Origin of the sequence: Hyphomonas neptunium ATCC 15444, from assembly GCF_000013025.1 — a bacterium.
Classification (GTDB): Bacteria; Pseudomonadota; Alphaproteobacteria; order Caulobacterales; family Hyphomonadaceae; genus Hyphomonas; species Hyphomonas neptunia.
In genome coordinates this window covers 2023019-2038048 of sequence record NC_008358.1, presented here as the reverse complement: position 1 = coordinate 2038048, position 15030 = coordinate 2023019, and the positions used below count along the sequence as shown (strand labels likewise).

Annotated in this window: 15 protein-coding genes and 1 tRNA gene; 10 read left to right on the top strand and 6 right to left on the bottom strand. The window is 59.7% G+C overall.

Features of this window, described 5'->3' with window-relative positions; genetic code table 11:
* Positions 1-49 precede the first annotated feature (49 nt).
* From recJ to HNE_RS09720, 5 genes are all read left to right on the top strand, one after another.
* Entirely contained in the window at positions 50-1843 is a 1794-nt protein-coding gene (gene recJ, locus HNE_RS09740; protein ID WP_011646968.1) for a single-stranded-DNA-specific exonuclease RecJ, read from the top strand.
* Positions 1844-1921: 78 nt separating this feature from the next.
* A tRNA-Glu gene (locus HNE_RS09735) sits at positions 1922-1996 on the top strand.
* Between the two features lie 125 nt (positions 1997-2121).
* Positions 2122-2649: a cold shock domain-containing protein gene (locus HNE_RS09730; RefSeq protein WP_011646967.1), complete on the top strand. Its 528-nt coding sequence runs from the start codon at positions 2122-2124 to the stop codon at positions 2647-2649.
* A gap of 50 nt (positions 2650-2699) precedes the next feature.
* Positions 2700-3155 (top strand): DUF192 domain-containing protein, encoded by a 456-nt coding sequence (locus HNE_RS09725; protein WP_148205857.1) that lies wholly within the window; start codon positions 2700-2702, stop codon positions 3153-3155.
* Entirely contained in the window at positions 3142-3582 is a 441-nt protein-coding gene (locus tag HNE_RS09720) for a PaaI family thioesterase (RefSeq protein ID WP_011646965.1), read from the top strand. Before HNE_RS09725 ends, HNE_RS09720 begins: the two co-directional genes overlap by 14 nt.
* Positions 3583-3587: 5 nt before the next feature.
* On the opposite strand, the gene HNE_RS09715 is transcribed toward HNE_RS09720, so the two are convergent.
* From HNE_RS09715 to groES, 3 genes are all read right to left on the bottom strand, one after another.
* Complete coding sequence (locus tag HNE_RS09715; protein WP_011646964.1) at positions 3588-5198, bottom strand: acyl-CoA synthetase; 1611 nt, start codon at positions 5196-5198, stop codon at positions 3588-3590.
* 136 nt (positions 5199-5334) lie between these two features.
* Positions 5335-6978, bottom strand: a complete 1644-nt coding sequence (gene groL / locus HNE_RS09710; RefSeq protein ID WP_011646963.1) for a chaperonin GroEL — start codon at positions 6976-6978, stop codon at positions 5335-5337.
* Positions 6979-7033: 55 nt separating this feature from the next.
* The gene (groES, locus tag HNE_RS09705; RefSeq protein WP_011646962.1) at positions 7034-7324 is read right to left on the bottom strand and encodes a co-chaperone GroES; all 291 of its coding nucleotides are present in this window, start codon (positions 7322-7324) and stop codon (positions 7034-7036) included.
* 479 nt (positions 7325-7803) lie between these two features.
* Between groES and HNE_RS18010 the strand changes: the two genes are divergently transcribed.
* The 3 genes from HNE_RS18010 to HNE_RS09690 all read left to right on the top strand — a co-directional run bounded on the left by HNE_RS18010 (position 7804) and on the right by HNE_RS09690 (position 10446).
* Positions 7804-8679 carry a GGDEF domain-containing protein gene (locus tag HNE_RS18010; protein WP_011646961.1) on the top strand — a complete coding sequence of 292 codons (876 nt, stop codon included), beginning with the start codon at positions 7804-7806 and terminating at the stop codon, positions 8677-8679.
* An 80-nt stretch (positions 8680-8759) separates the two neighbouring features.
* Entirely contained in the window at positions 8760-9962 is a 1203-nt protein-coding gene (locus HNE_RS09695) for a CaiB/BaiF CoA transferase family protein (RefSeq protein WP_011646960.1), read from the top strand.
* A gap of 16 nt (positions 9963-9978) precedes the next feature.
* Entirely contained in the window at positions 9979-10446 is a 468-nt protein-coding gene (locus HNE_RS09690) for a cupin domain-containing protein (RefSeq protein ID WP_011646959.1), read from the top strand.
* Here HNE_RS09690 and HNE_RS09685 read toward each other — a convergent pair.
* A complete protein-coding gene (locus HNE_RS09685) occupies positions 10443-11261 on the bottom strand; it encodes an SDR family NAD(P)-dependent oxidoreductase (protein ID WP_011646958.1) in 819 nt (272 codons plus the stop codon). The two genes, HNE_RS09690 and HNE_RS09685, sit on opposite strands and share 4 nt — an antisense overlap.
* A 205-nt stretch (positions 11262-11466) precedes the next feature.
* On the opposite strand from HNE_RS09685, the gene rpsD reads away from it, so the two are divergent.
* Both rpsD and HNE_RS09675 read left to right on the top strand, forming a co-directional pair.
* Positions 11467-12084 (top strand): 30S ribosomal protein S4, encoded by a 618-nt coding sequence (gene rpsD, locus HNE_RS09680; protein ID WP_011646957.1) that lies wholly within the window; start codon positions 11467-11469, stop codon positions 12082-12084.
* A 75-nt stretch (positions 12085-12159) separates the two neighbouring features.
* Positions 12160-12984, top strand: a complete 825-nt coding sequence (locus HNE_RS09675) for a polyphosphate kinase 2 family protein (protein ID WP_011646956.1) — start codon at positions 12160-12162, stop codon at positions 12982-12984.
* Between the two features lie 23 nt (positions 12985-13007).
* Here HNE_RS09675 and HNE_RS18005 read toward each other — a convergent pair whose 3' ends face one another.
* Together HNE_RS18005 and HNE_RS09665 are read right to left on the bottom strand one after the other, a co-directional pair.
* Entirely contained in the window at positions 13008-13937 is a 930-nt protein-coding gene (locus tag HNE_RS18005) for a GIN domain-containing protein (protein WP_011646955.1), read from the bottom strand.
* Positions 13938-14031: 94 nt separating this feature from the next.
* Entirely contained in the window at positions 14032-15000 is a 969-nt protein-coding gene (locus HNE_RS09665) for a GlxA family transcriptional regulator (protein ID WP_011646954.1), read from the bottom strand.
* Between the last annotated feature and the right edge of the window lie 30 nt (positions 15001-15030).

Below are 15030 nucleotides of genomic sequence, written 5' to 3'. Positions count from 1 at the left end.
GCGCTGGTTGGGTTTAGTCTGGGCAACTGATTCTCTCGAAGGTCATAAAATGTCCCAGCCCGCCACAGTTCAAGCCGCGCCATTTCTGGGTGTGGAACGCTCCGCCGGTGGGCGCCGCTGGCGGCTGGCCGATGTGGACGAAACGATGGTACGGCGCCTGATGCCGGCGGCTGCGGGGTCGGATCTTGTTGCGCGGCTGCTTGCCGGGCGGGGTGTTACACCAGAGACGGCGCCCAGCTATCTGGCACCTACCCTGCGAGACCTTTTTCCCGATCCGAGCCTCTTTGCGGACATGGACAAGGCGGCAGGCATCATTCTCGACGCCATTGTTGCCGGAAAACGTGTCTGCGTGTTTGCAGATTACGATGTCGACGGCGGCACATCTTCAGCCATACTCGCGCGCTACTTCCGCGCCTGGGGCAGGGAGCTGGGGCTTTATGTGCCAGACCGCCTTGAGGAAGGTTATGGCCCGTCGCCCGAGGCATTCAGGTGGCTCAAGGCCCAGGGCTATGACCTTGTGATTACCGTCGATTGCGGCGCAGCAGCGGTCAGGGCCCTCGACGAAGCGGTGTCGATAGATCTGCCGGTTGTCGTGCTGGACCATCACCTGATGTCGGGCCACCTGCCGGAAACGGCGGCGCTAGTGAATCCCAACCGTCCGGACTGCACATCGGGGCAGGGCCACCTTGCGGCGGCGGGCGTGGTGTTCGTCTTTGCGGCGGCCATGAACCGCCTGGCGCGGCAGCGGAATATCGCCCCGCCGGCGGGCTTGCCGGATATTCTGCCCTATCTGGATCTCTGCGCTCTCGGCACGCTGTGCGACATGTCTCCGCTGACCGGCGTCAACCGGGCATTTGTGCGCCAGGGCCTCACGATCATGTCTCGCGGCGAGAATGTCGGGCTAAGGGCGCTGGCAGATGTGAGCGGGATCGGTGAGATCGACAGCGTCTATCATGCGACGTTCCTGCTGGGGCCGCGATTGAATGCCGGGGGACGGGTGGGTGATCCATGGCTGGCGGCGAAGCTGCTGGCAACGGATGACCGGGGCGAGGCGATTGCGCTCGCAGAGCGTTTGCATACCCTCAACGACGAGCGCCGCGCTGTGGAAGCAGCCATTCAGGACGAGGCAACGGCGCAGGCTGAGCGGGCGCTGGCAGCCAATCCGGATCGCGGCATTATCATTGCGGCAGGTGAAGGGTGGCACCCCGGTGTGATCGGTATTGTGGCCGGCCGCCTGAAGGACCGGTTCCATTTACCTACAATCATCATCGGATGGGGCGAAGGCCTTGGACCGGTGGCCAAAGGCTCTGGCCGCTCTGTGACGGGTGTAAATCTGGGCGATGCAATCTCTGCTGCGGCAAGAGAAGGGATCATCCTTTCCGGAGGTGGCCATGCCATGGCGGGCGGTCTCAGCCTTGAGCCGCATCAGATCGCAGCGTTTGACGACTGGATGGTCGCGCATATGGCGCAATTCACAGCCGAGCGGGACGCGGCGCTGGACCTGCATATCGACGCCGTTCTTTCACCCGGCAGTGCCACGACCGATCTCTACGATCTGATTGCGGCGCTTGGCCCATTTGGCATGGGCGCGCCAGAGCCCGTCTTTGCAATGACGGATGTAATGCCGACGGGCGTCCGCCGCATCGGTGCCAACCACCTGCGCTTCACGGCGGAGAATAATACGGGACGGATCGAGTGCATTGCCTGGCGTGTGGCGGACGAGCCTATGGGCGATCTTCTGCGCACGGGGCAGCGTGTCGGCCTCGCCGGACGCCTCAAGTCTGACCAGTGGAATGGCCGGCGCCGGGTGCAACTTGAAATCCTGGATGCAGCAATGCTGTGAATCTTCTGCAAAACAGCGTTGGAAACGGGTTGCGGTGTTAGAATTCACCCGCTATATGCCCGGTTCTCAAGCCGGTGCGGTCCCTTCGTCTATCGGTTAGGACGTCAGGTTTTCAACCTGAAAAGAGGGGTTCGACTCCCCTAGGGACTGCCACCAGACTTCCCCCGCATTGGTCACTTTCTGGACGCTTGTGTCATTTCTGACCCGGTTTCTGGGTTAAGATTGGGTGACAAGCGTTCTGTCACGCTCTAGATTTCCCAATTGGGGAATGTGGGTTGATGACGAAGATTGCAGCCAAAACCGAATCGGAGGCCACGGCCAGCGAGCCTGCTGTGCGCGTGATCGGGCGGATCAAATGGTTCGACAGTGCCAAAGGCTATGGATTCATCGTCGCCGAGTCTTCCTCTGAAGCGGATATGACCGGCGATGTGTTGCTGCACATCTCTTGCCTGCGCGATTATGGCGAGAACTATGCCGATGAAGGCGCCAAGATCGTCTGTGATGCCGTGCGCAAGGAGCGGGGATGGCAAACCGCTCACATCATCGAGATGGAGCGTCCGCGCGCTGTGGTGGCGCAGGAAAAGGGCCTTCGGCCCGATTATGAGACCGTTACCCTGAAATGGTTCAACCGGACGCGGGGCTATGGGTTCGTTCTGCGGGATGGGCAAGAGACTGACATATTCGTGCACGCCGTCGCTTTTCGGAAAGCAGGCTACGAAGACATTGAGCCAGGCACGCGGATCGACGTGATTATTGAGGTTGGCGCCAAGGGCGAACATGTCTCATTCGTAAAACCGCGCCGGTAGAACCGCGCTCGGCGCTTGCCGCCTGCAAAAGGCATGGATAAACCAGCGGCATGATGCGCTTCATCCTTTCCTTCGTTTTCGTCGCGGCCCTGTTTGTTCAGGCCGCTTTTGCCCAGCTGGAAACTTCGCCGCTCAGCGTGCAGTCCGGCGAGGAAACCCATGCTTTCACGGTGGAACTGGCTGTAACGCCGGAAGAGATCCAGCAGGGCTTGATGTTCCGCGAGGAACTCGCCCCGGAGGCCGGCATGCTCTTTGACTTCGGCGTGACCCGTCAGGCCAGCATGTGGATGAAGAACACGCTGATCTCGCTCGACATGCTGTTCATTCTCGAAGATGGCCGCGTGATCGCCATTGCGCGCAATACTCAGCCAGGATCACTCCGTTCTGTGGGGCCAGGCGTTCCGGTCCGTGCGGTGCTGGAGATTCCAGGTGGCCGCGCCAAGGAACTTGGCATCGAACCGGGCGACACGGTGGTCCACCCGATCTTCGGTAATGCCGGTGGCTGATAGCGAAACGGCGCAACAGGAGCCGCGCGAGGGATTCGCGCCGTCTCCGTCGCGCGGAAAGTTCACGATCCATAACGGACCAAGTTACCGGGCGACCGCGCCGGGAGACATGCGGACTGGTCTCTGGATTCTGGACCGGCACTGCAACGGCATGGGTTTCCTGCATGGCGGCATGATGTCTGCTTTTGCAGACAGCGCGCTGGCTTGGGCTGTGTGGAGCGCCACGGGCAAGATGTCTGTCACCATCCGCCTGACCTTGGAATTCATGGAGATTGCGCGCGAGGGGGAATGGATCGAAGCCCATCCCGAAGTGTCAGCGGTTGACGGCGAGTTCATCCATGTCAACGCAAGGATCGTCAAGGAAGATGGTGGCCTCGCGGCACGGGCCAGCGCGGTATTCCGCACGGTGCGCCGCAAGGCCGACTAATTCCTTCAGCCGGGGATGCCGAGTTCCTGCAGCGCAAAGGCCTTGATCGACTTGTAGTCCGCCTTGCCGTTCGGCGCGCGGCCAAGATTGTCCTTGAACAGAATACGCTTGGGCGCCTTGTAGCGGGCGATCTTTGACTGAACGAAAGCGCGCAGCTCGTCTTCGGTCGCGTTCCCATTCAGAGATACGACGGCCGTAATCGCCTGACCCCATTTGTCATCCGGAACGCCCACAACCAGGGCGTCGGTGACCGATGCGTGAGATTTCAGCGCTTCTTCGACTTCCTCAGGATAAACTTTCTCACCAGCCGTATTGATGCAGTTTGAACCTCTGCCAAGGAGGGTGATCGTGCCGTCAGCTTCAACGGTGCACCAGTCGCCCGGTACGGCGTAACGCACGCCGCCATACACCTTGTACGTCTTTTCCGTTTTCTCTGGGTCCTTGTAGTAACCCAGCGGAACAGCGCCGCCACGCGCGATGTAGCCTGGCTCTCCGCTGCCGGGCAGAACTTCGCGACCATCTTCGGTGAACACCTTGCAGCTTGGGCCGATCTCGAACTTTGAGGTCTTGGTGCGGCCATCGGCGGTTGTGATCGAGGAGCCGAAGCCGACGGCTTCGGACGCGCCGAAGCTGTCGGTCAGCGCAACTTGAGGCATATGGCGGAGAAGCCCTTGCTTGACTTCCGAGCTCCACATCACGCCAGACGAAATGATGGCGAGCACGCTAGAGAGGTTCCAGCGACCGGGATTCTCGTCGAGTGTCTTGAGCATTGGTTTGGCAAACGCATCGCCGACAATGGCCATGCTCGTGACGCCATTGGCATCGACAGTATCCCAGAGGTTCACGGGATCGAATTTGCGTTTGTCGGTGAGCGTTACAATGGCGCCGCCATTCAGCATGGCCCCCATGGCGGTAAACAGGCCGGTGCCGTGCATCAGCGGGCAGGCGGGGATCTGGCGCGAGAATTTGCCCACGGTCAGCGCGTTCTGGACATGCTCTTCGAGATTCTCCGGAACCGGGCCCCCCATCTTGCGCACGCCTTCCATGCCGGCTTCGCGCCAGATGGAATGGGTCCACATCACGCCCTTGGGCATCCCGGTGGTGCCGCCGGTATAGAGCAGCAGCATGTCGTCACCAGAGCGGGGGATATTGAGTTTGGAGGCATCACCTTCTGAGGCGAGCTTTTCATAATCATGGGCGAAGGGGAGGATGTCGCCACCACCGATCTGGACCCAGGCGATCACCTTGGGCAGTCGTTCGCGCACGCGTTCGACTTCCGCAGAAAATTCGGTGTCGAAGAACACGACGGTCGAGTCTGAATTGTCGAAGATGTAGACAAGTTCATCGTCACGGTAGCGATAATTGACGTTCACATGGGCGAGTCGCGCTTTGAAGCAGGCGGCGAGGGCTTCCATATATTCGGGTTGGTTGCGCAGGTAGAAGCCTGCTTTATCGCCAGGTTTTGCGCCGAGGCTGTGAAGCGCTCTGGCCATACGGTTGGAGCGCGCCATCATTTCTGGCCAGCTGACCACTCGGTCCCCATGGATCAGCGCCGGGTCATTGGGGCCTAGCGCATCGCCGACCGCGTCGAGCATGTCACCGAAATTCCAATCCATCGTTTCCTCCGCCAGTATCATTTTGCGCGATGCTAAGGAGGGCTGAGCGGGCCTGCAATCATGACCCGAAGTAAACAGCCCCCCGGATTGCTCCGGAGGGCTGCTGAAGTTTTCGCTAGGTTGCGAAAGGCGGGACTTAGAAGTCCATACCGCCCATGCCACCCATACCGCCGGGCATGCCACCGCCGCCGGCTGACTCTTTCTTCGGAGCTTCGGCAATGCCGGCTTCCGTCGTGATCAGCAGGCTGGCGATCGAGGCCGCGTTCTGCAGAGCCGAGCGGACGACCTTCACGGGGTCGATAACGCCCATAGCGACGAGATCGCCATACTCTTCAGTCTGAGCGTTGAAGCCGTAAGAGCGCGACTTGTTGTTCAGGATCGTGTTGACGACCACCGAGCCTTCAACGCCTGCGTTCTCTGCGATCTGACGGATCGGAGCTTCGAGTGCCTTGCGAACGATGTCGATGCCGGCTTTTTCGTCGTCGTTGAGACCAACAACGTCGATGTTCTTGGAAGAACGGAGCAGGGCAACGCCGCCACCTGGCACGATGCCTTCTTCGACAGCCGCGCGCGTTGCGTTCAGGGCGTCGTCGACGCGGTCCTTACGCTCTTTCACTTCGACTTCGGTTGCGCCGCCAACTTTGATAACGGCAACGCCGCCGGCCAGTTTCGCGAGACGCTCCTGGAGCTTCTCACGGTCATAGTCGGAAGAGGTGTCATCGATCTGCTTGCGGATTTGCGAAACGCGCGCTTCGATCTCTTTCTTCTTGCCGCCGCCATCAACGATCGTGGTGTTGTCTTTGTCGATCGAGACGCGTTTGGCTTTGCCGAGCATTTCCATGCCGACGTTTTCAAGCTTGATGCCGAGGTCTTCAGAGATGACCTGACCACCGGTAAGGACGGCGAGGTCCTGCAGCATGGCTTTGCGGCGATCGCCGAAGCCAGGAGCTTTCACAGCAGCGATTTTCAGGCCGCCACGCAGCTTGTTGACCACCAGAGTTGCGAGGGCTTCGCCATCAACGTCTTCAGCGATGATGAGCAGCGGCTTCTGCGACTGAACAACCGATTCGAGGATCGGAAGCAGCGGCTGGAGGCTCGACAGCTTCGACTCGTGCAGGAGGATCAGAACGTCTTCGAGTTCAACGATCATCTTGTCCGGGTTGGTGATGAAGTACGGGCTGATATAGCCGCGGTCGAACTGCATGCCTTCGACGACATCGAGTTCGGTTTCCAGCGCTTTGGCTTCTTCAACCGTGATGACGCCTTCGTTGCCGACTTTCGCCATGGCTTCAGCGATCATCTGGCCGATTTCGGTTTCGCCGTTGGCCGAGATGGTGCCGACCTGGGCGATCTCTTCGTTCGTCTTCACTTTCTTGGAGTGATGAGCGAGGTCGGAAACGACTTCAGCAACGGCCTTCGAGATGCCGCGCTTAAGGTCCATCGGGTTCATGCCGGCGGCAACGCGCTTCATGCCTTCGCGAACGATGGCCTGAGCGAGCACGGTGGCAGTGGTGGTGCCGTCACCGGCGGTGTCATTGGCCTTCGATGCGACTTCGCGCAGCATCTGGGCGCCCATATTTTCGAACTTGTCTTCCAGTTCGATTTCTTTCGCGACGGTGACGCCATCTTTCGTGGAGCGCGGAGCGCCGAACGATTTTTCGATGACCACGTTACGGCCTTTAGGGCCGAGTGTGACCTTCACAGCATTCGCGAGGGTGTCGACGCCGCGGAGCATCCGCTCGCGGGCTTCGGCGCCGAAAACAACGTGTTTTGCAGCCATGTGAGTTACCTCTTGTGTTTATATCTTGGTTTCAGGGAGCGGGACGGGGCCGGACTTACTTGTCCAGAATGCCCATGATGTCGCTTTCCTTCATGATCAGCAGGTCTTCACCGTCGATCTTCACTTCGGTGCCGGACCATTTGCCGAACAGGACGCGGTCGCCTTTTTTGACGTCGAGCGGCACGCGCTCATTGTCGTCACCGATTGCGCCATTGCCGACGGCGACAATGATGCCTTCCTGCGGCTTTTCCTTGGCGTTATCGGGGATAATGATCCCGCCTTTGGTTTTCTCTTCTTCTTTCACACGGCGCACGACAACGCGGTCGTGGAGGGGGCGAAGTTTCATCTTTACTGCCTCTTCGATCAAAGCTTCCTCGGGTGAATGAGATTGACGGAGATCCCGCCGGCGCAGCCTGGGGCGCGCGTCTGTTAGCACTCGCCCGAGCCGACTGCTAACGATGTGCCGGAAATAGGGTGTCCCAACCGCGCCGTCAACAGGGACTAGATGAAGGTTTTTATACCGGCGCCGGAATTAGAGCGCCGGTATGTTCGGAAAAGCCAACATTCTGAAATTATTGTAGTTTGGGGATCGCATGGCCCACGCCCCCCGTCCTGGCTCAATCGGCGGGGCGTTCGGCAGACAGCCTGAACAGGCGCCCGTTGCTGGGGAACGGGGGCGGCGGGCTCTCCCCCAAGCGTGGCCCGGAAAATCGTGCTGGTTAATTTTGGCTTGATCGCAGCCTGTCAACTGAAGGTCGCGCGAAAGGTCGAAGTCAAAACTATTGCGATAGGTTTGCAGACATCAGCCTGCCGGAGCCGCTTTCAATGACAATTTCTCGCCGTGACATCTGGAGCGCCGTGAATTTCTTCATGCTCGTTGCCTGCACGGCTCTTTCTTTGTCGTTCACTGTTTCGCTGTTGTTCTACAAAATGGGTTTGCCGACCGATATCAGCTCGTATGTCCGGCTGAACCTGTTCGTCTCGGGCTGCGTCGCACTGCCGACTGCGATCATCGCTTCTCTTCATGATTTCCATATGCGCGCATATCAGCGCCGGCTTGAAGAGATGGCGTGGACCGATGCCCTCACCGGCCTCCTGAACCGGCGTTTCTTCATCCATGCCGCCGAAGAAGAGCGCTCCCGCATGCGCCGCACCAAGCAGAGCGCCGCTATTGTTCTAATCGATCTCGACCACTTCAAGGAAGTAAATGACCTTTACGGCCATTCCGGTGGAGACCTCGTCCTCAAGGAAATCGCCGCCATTGCCCACTCCGAGCTGCGCGGACCATTTGATCGCCTCGGTCGCTGGGGTGGCGAAGAATTTGTCGTCCTGCTCAGCTGCGTGAGCAAGGAACATGCGATGATTGTCTGTGAGCGTCTGCGCCGGCGCATTGAAGCGGCAACTATATTTGTGGGCGATAAGGAAGTTTCCGTTACCGCCAGCTTCGGCCTCTGTATGATGAGCCCTGAGACGCCGCTCAACGCCGCGATCGATTGCGCTGATGGCGCGCTCTATGAGGTCAAACGTCTCGGACGTAACAAGGTTCTCTTCCGGGATGTGCCTGAAGGAGAAGCCGCCCCCATCGTTACTAGCCTCCCGATACGGCGCCGCTTCGGGCAGCGCATACCGCAAAATGCGGTCGTGCAGCCACCCGCCAATGACGGTGCCGGGGAGCCTGTGCGCAAAGCTGCGTCCAGCTGATCTACCGCTAACCCTTCCTGTAGCTTGCCGCCCCGCAGATTTCCTGATTGGAACGCAGGGCCGCATCCGGGAGGAACACCATGCCATCATTGCCGCCCCGTACAGGCCCGCTTACCGATTTGCGGGTCATAGAACTTGGACAGCTGATCGCAGGTCCATTCTGTGGACAGATATTTGCCGACATGGGCGCCGACGTGATCAAGGTGGAACCGCCTGGGCAGGGCGACCCGCTGCGTGACTGGGGCCGGGAAGGATTTCCGCTCTGGTGGTCAGTCGTGGCGCGCGGCAAACGCTGCATCACCTCGAACCTTCGGGAAGCAGAAGGTCAGGACATCGTGCGCAAGCTCGTCGCGCAGGCTGATTTCCTCCTGGAGAATTTTCGCCCCGGAACATTGGAGAAGTGGGGGCTGGGCTATGAGGCACTCAGGGAAATCAATCCGCGCCTGATCATGATCCGCGTTTCAGGTTATGGGCAGACGGGCCCCTATGCCTCTCGCGCCGGCTATGCCTCGGTGGGCGAAGCAATGGGCGGACTGCGGTATGTGATGGGTGAAGCAGACCGGCGCCCTTCGCGGGCGGGCATTTCCTTGGGCGACAGTCTGGCCGGTGTGTATGCCGCGCTCGGCGCTCTGGCGGCTTTGCATCACCGTGAAAAAACCGGCGAAGGCCAGATGATAGATGCGACGATCTACGAGTCGGTGCTCTCGGTCATGGAGGCGCTTGTGCCCGAACACCAGTTTGAGGGCTATACGCGCGAACGGTCCGGGTCGATCCTGCCCAATATTGCGCCCTCCAACATTTATGAAGGCTGTGATGGCATGGTCATCATCGCAGCTAATCAGGATACGGTGTTTGCCCGGCTTTGTGTGGCCATCGGCCTGCCAGATCTGAAGGACGACCCCGAATACAAATCCCACGTCGCACGCGGGCGCAATCAAAAGGCGCTCGACGACATGATCCAGGCTTGGGCCGCGTCGCGCACGATCGATGAGATCGAGCAGATTATGATCGAGAACGGCGTGCCGGTTGGCAAGGTTTACCGCGCCGCAGACATGCTGAATGATCCCCACTACGCTGCGCGCGAGTCCCTCACCGAAGTGCCCAGCCCGCGTTGGCCGGGCATCAAACAGCAGAACGTCTTTCCCAAACTGTCTGCGACACCCGGTAAAATCCGCTGGGCTGGCCCGGAGTCCATCGGTCAGCATACCGAAGAGGTTCTGACAGAGCTGCTGGACCTGACCCCAGAGCAGGTCGAGAAGCTTCGTGCCAGCGGGATAATCTGAAACGAAGGTAAAACAGATGCCAAAGATCGATATCCCTTCAGCGCCACAAGGTAAGGGAACGCGCTATCCATCTCCGCATGGTGATCCGTGTGCGCAGCGTCATTGGAGGGCGCTCGGAAATGCGGCTGGCCTCACGCAGTTCGGTGTGAATCTCTTGACGCTTGAGCCCGGCATCTGGTCCTCCCAGCGGCACTGGCACACCCATGAGGATGAGTTTGTATGGATCGTTGAGGGTGAGGTCGTTATGGTGACGGATGCCGGACGGGAAACCCTGCGAGCGGGGGATTGCGCGGGGTTTCCCGCCGGATCAAAGGACGGCCATCATTTCATCAATGAGGGGAGCCGGCCGGCGAAACTCCTGATCGCCGGCTCACGCGATAATCGTGACGAGTGCGGCTATTCCGATATCGATATGCACCTGCATTCGGGCCGGTATGATGACACGCCGCCTCTCTACACACGAAAGGATGGCACGCCTTTCTAGCGTGCTGTCAGCCCGCCATCCACAACATGCTCCTGACCCGTGATGTAGCTGGAGGCATCCGAGGCGAGGAACAGGATCAGCTCAGCCACCTCGTCCGGCGCGCCGGGCCGCCCCATCGGCGCGCTGCCCGCCGCAATTACTTTCGGGTCCAGTCCATTGCCACCGAAGGCCGCCGTGATCACAGCCGATTGTTCTTTCTGCATCGTCTCGGTCATGCGGGTCAGCGATTTCTGCCAGATCGGCGTGTCGATGATGCCGGGATGAACCGAGTTCACGCGGATATTCAGGCCAAGCTGCGCGCATTCCATAGCGGCAGCCTTGGTGAACAGGCGCACGGCCCCCTTGGAGGCACAGTAGGCGCTTGCTCCGGACGCGCCGCGAAGACCCGCCACAGACGAGATGTTCACGATTGATCCGCCGGTGCCCTTCATCGTGCGCATCGCAGCGCGGGTGCCCAGAAACACGCTGTCGGTATTTACCTCCATCTGCTTGCGCCAATCAGCCAGCGAATAGTCCATGATGGCCCCGCCAATGGCGATCCCGGCATTGTTGACGAGGATGGACGGCATGCCGAGCAGGCTCTTGGTGTCGGCAAATACGCCGTCCCAGACAGCTTCGTCGGTCACGTCCTGCTTCATGGCAGCTGCTTTGCCGCCGGCCTTGTTGATCTCGGCGGCTACCGATTGCGCCCCAGCCTCGTCGATGTCGGTAACCATAACGGCCGCGCCTTCACGCGCCAGAACCAGCGCAGCGGAGCGGCCTATGCCGCTCGCTCCGCCAGTGACGATTGAGACCTTGCCTTTAACTGATGCCATTGAGTCCTCCCTACCTATGTTATGTTTTGCCCAGTTCTGGCCAGCTTTTGGGCCGAAGACCAGCAGCCAACGCGCTTGACGCGAGGGTATTATTGGTGTTTTACCCGCCGCTTCATGACGGGGTGATGCGGTGCCGCCGTTGTAATCGTGGGCTCTTTATATCGAGCAAAGCCCACCGGCCCGCGTTGAGAATGAGGACATTGATATGTCTCGTCGCCACAGTGCGAAATACAAGATCGACCGCCGCGTCGGTGAAAACATCTGGGGCCGCGCCAAGTCGCCCTTCAACAAACGCAACTACAAGCCAGGTCAGCACGGCCAGAACCGCCGCAACAAAGTCTCCGACTTTGGTATGCAGCTCATGGCGAAGCAGAAGCTGAAGGCTTACTACGGTGACATCACCGAGAAGCAGTTCGCAAAAACCTATGTCGAAGCCGCCCGCATGAAGGGCAACTCCGCCGAGAACCTCATTGGTCTCCTGGAGTCGCGCCTCGATGCCGTGGTTTACCGCGCGAAATTTGTACCGACCGTCTTTGCGGCTCGCCAGTTCATCAACCATGGCCACGTCATGGTGAACGGTCGCCGTTGCAATATCGGTTCGGCCCGCCTGAAGCCGGGCGATGTGGTTCAGGTTCGCGAGAAGTCGCGCAACCTCGCCCTCGTGCTCGAAGCTCTCGGCAGCCCAGAGCGTGACATCCCGGAATATGTGGAAGTCGACCCCAAGGCGATGACCGCCACGTACAAGCGCGTACCGGCCCTGGCCGACGTGCCGTATCCGGTGAAAATGGAACCGGCTCAGGTGGTCGAGTTCTACTCCTCGTAAGAGACCTGTTTTTCTTGTACTTTCGGGAAGGCCGCGCCAGACTGGTGCGGCCTTTTCATTTTCGGGGAGATCTCCTTGGCCATTCCGTCCATAGCAGCAGTTCGCAAGACCCTCATCGCGCGGCCGGGCAAGCCATTCGAGATCAAGGATCGGCCGACCGCCGATCGCGAGTTGTTTGACGACAAGGAAGAGGCCAAGACCAGCCTCAAGAAGGATGCGGCCTGCATCAATGACCTGAAAGACAAGCTTTATGCCGAGGGCAAGCGCGCGCTGCTTGTTGTGTTGCAAGGTATGGATACGGCGGGGAAGTCGGGCACCATCAAATCTGTTTTCGCTGACACAACGCCGCTCGGCATGGAAGTGAAGGCATTCAAGGCGCCGAGCAGTGAGGAAATGGCGCGCGACTATCTTTGGCGCGTTCACAACGCAGTGCCCCGGCGGGGGCATGTCGGCATTTTCGACCGGTCACATTATGAGGATGTGCTGGTGGCGAAAGTGCGTGGCTTTGCCCCGGCAGACGCCATTGAGCAGCGTTACAGCCAGATCAACGCGTTTGAGAAGCACCTCTCGGAGAACGGCTACACGATCGTCAAATGCATGCTGAACATCGGCTATGAGGAACAGGGTATCCGCCTCAAGGAGCGCCTGGTTGAGCCGCACAAGCTGTGGAAGTTTAATCCGGGCGATCTTGATGATCGTTCGCTCTGGCCACAATTCATGCAGGCCTATGAGACCGCTGTTACACGGTGCTCCACCAAGCATTCCCCCTGGTACGTCATTCCCGCTGACAGCAGAACGCGCCGCAATGCGATGATTGCGCGTCTCGTGCGAGGCGCGCTGGAGGACATGGACCTCAAATGGAAAGACCCCGGACTTGATCCGGGGTCCTACGAGATTTGAAAGTACAATCAGACGCGTGATGTTCAGTTGAACGACACGTCTCCGCCGCTGGACTCTCTGGCCTCCTTTTGCGCCGGCGCGCCATCAAAGGAGACGTCCCCGCCGCTCGATGCGCTGCCATCGGCCGAGACAGATGCAAAGGCATCAACATTCGCGCCGCTGGAGGCGCTCGCGACAGCCGTTTCGCATTGCAGCTTGCCCGCGTCTACGTCGGCGCCCGAAGAGGCCGAGATGTCGATGCTGGCGCAGACACCTGCAAGATCGACTTCACCGCCGCTGGACGCGCTTACACTGAAGCTTGCGGCTTGGGTGGAGCGGAGAGAGACTTCGCCCGACGAGGATGCCGACACTATCACCTCTCCTGTGCCCGCCGCCGTAGCGTCGACTTCACCGGAAGAGGAGGCGCTGACGTCCAGCGATCCGGTCTCAAAATTGACAGCGTCAACGTCAGCGGATGAAGAAGCCCCAATTTCGGCGCTTGTTGCGCGGCCAGACAATGTCAGCGATGCGGAAGACGACGCCTTGGCGGTGAATTCAGCCGAATTGATGCCGCTCGCATTGCCGCTTGAGGATTGCGCAACCTTGATGCCGCTTAGGTCCGGGCTGGTGACGCGCACGGTATAATACGGCACTTTCTTGCCATTTACACGGACGGTTCTGCCGTCATCCGAGATCTTCAGATTGGCACTGCCGCCGAAGAAGCCGCGCTTATCTATGCTCACGCGCGTAATGACCAGAGTATCTCCGTCCACGGACACTTCCGCATCCGAGAAGTCGTTGCCGTCCGTTTCGATCACCACTGAGGTTTCAGGGCCGGCGGTATAGACCACGTTCATCGCGCCTTTGGCTTCGATCCGGTCGAACCCGTCAACATTGACGGCTTTCGTGCCGGCATAAGCGAGCGGCGACGTGGCAAGGGCGATGATTGCCGTGGCTGTGAGCGTTTTCAACATTTTGGCCTCCTGGGGGCTGGGAGCTTGTTGAAGTCCATATGAATTATCGAAATACGATATGTCAATCGTTGTTTTTCGATAATTCTGGGATTTCTCAAATCCTTTTGCTCTGACGCCTTAGAACCATCGGAGGCTGCCCATAAGCCTTTACGAAGGCAACACGCATCCTTTCAGGATCGCAGAACCCGGTATCCGTTGCGATTTTCTGGAGGGGCAGCCTCGTCGTTTCAACGCTTTGGCGCGCCGCTTCCAGCCGCAGTTTTTCAACGAAGCGGGCGGGGGTCGTTCCGGTTTCGGTTCTGAACACCCGGGCAAAGTTTCGCGGGCTCATGCCGGCCTGTTCCGCCATGGTTTCCACACGGATGTCTGCGGGGAGGTTCATCCGGATCCAGCCGATCATCTCGTCAAACCGCCCTGAGGCGAGCTTGACGTCCTGCATGACCGAGAATTGCGACTGACCGCCATGGCGGCGCTGATGGACAACAAGTTCCCGCGCGGCGCGCAGGGCTACGTCATCGCCAAGGTCGTCTTCCACCAGGGCCAATGCCAGGTCGATGCCCGCCGTGATGCCGGCCGACGTCCAGAATTTGCCATCGCGCACGAATATTCTGTCCGCATCCAGATGGATGCCCGGATAGAGCCTTGCGAACCCTTCGGAGCGCCGCCAGTGGGTTGTCGCGCGGCGTCCCTCCAGCAGGCCGGCGGCAGCAAGCAGGAAGGCCCCCGAGCAGACAGAGCAGGTTCGCCGCGTGCGTTCGGAGAGCGCGCGTATGGCGTTGAGGAGGGCCTCGTCGCTCATGGCTTCCCGTGTGCCTTCACCGCCTGAAACGATCAGCGTGTCGAGGGCCAGGCCAGGGGGTAGCTTTTCTGAGTGCATCTGAACGCCGGAGGAGGCCCTGACCGGACCGCCCTGAAAGGAGTAGAGCGTAAGCCGATAGGGCGAAGGGGTGATCCCGCGGGCGGGCATTTCAAAAACGCTGATGGGCCCGGCGGCATCAAGTAGCTGGAATCCGTCAAAGATGAGGACACCAATCTCCAAGGGCGCGTGTTTGGCGGAAAACATGGGAACAATGTCCTTTCTGCCAGTCGGCTT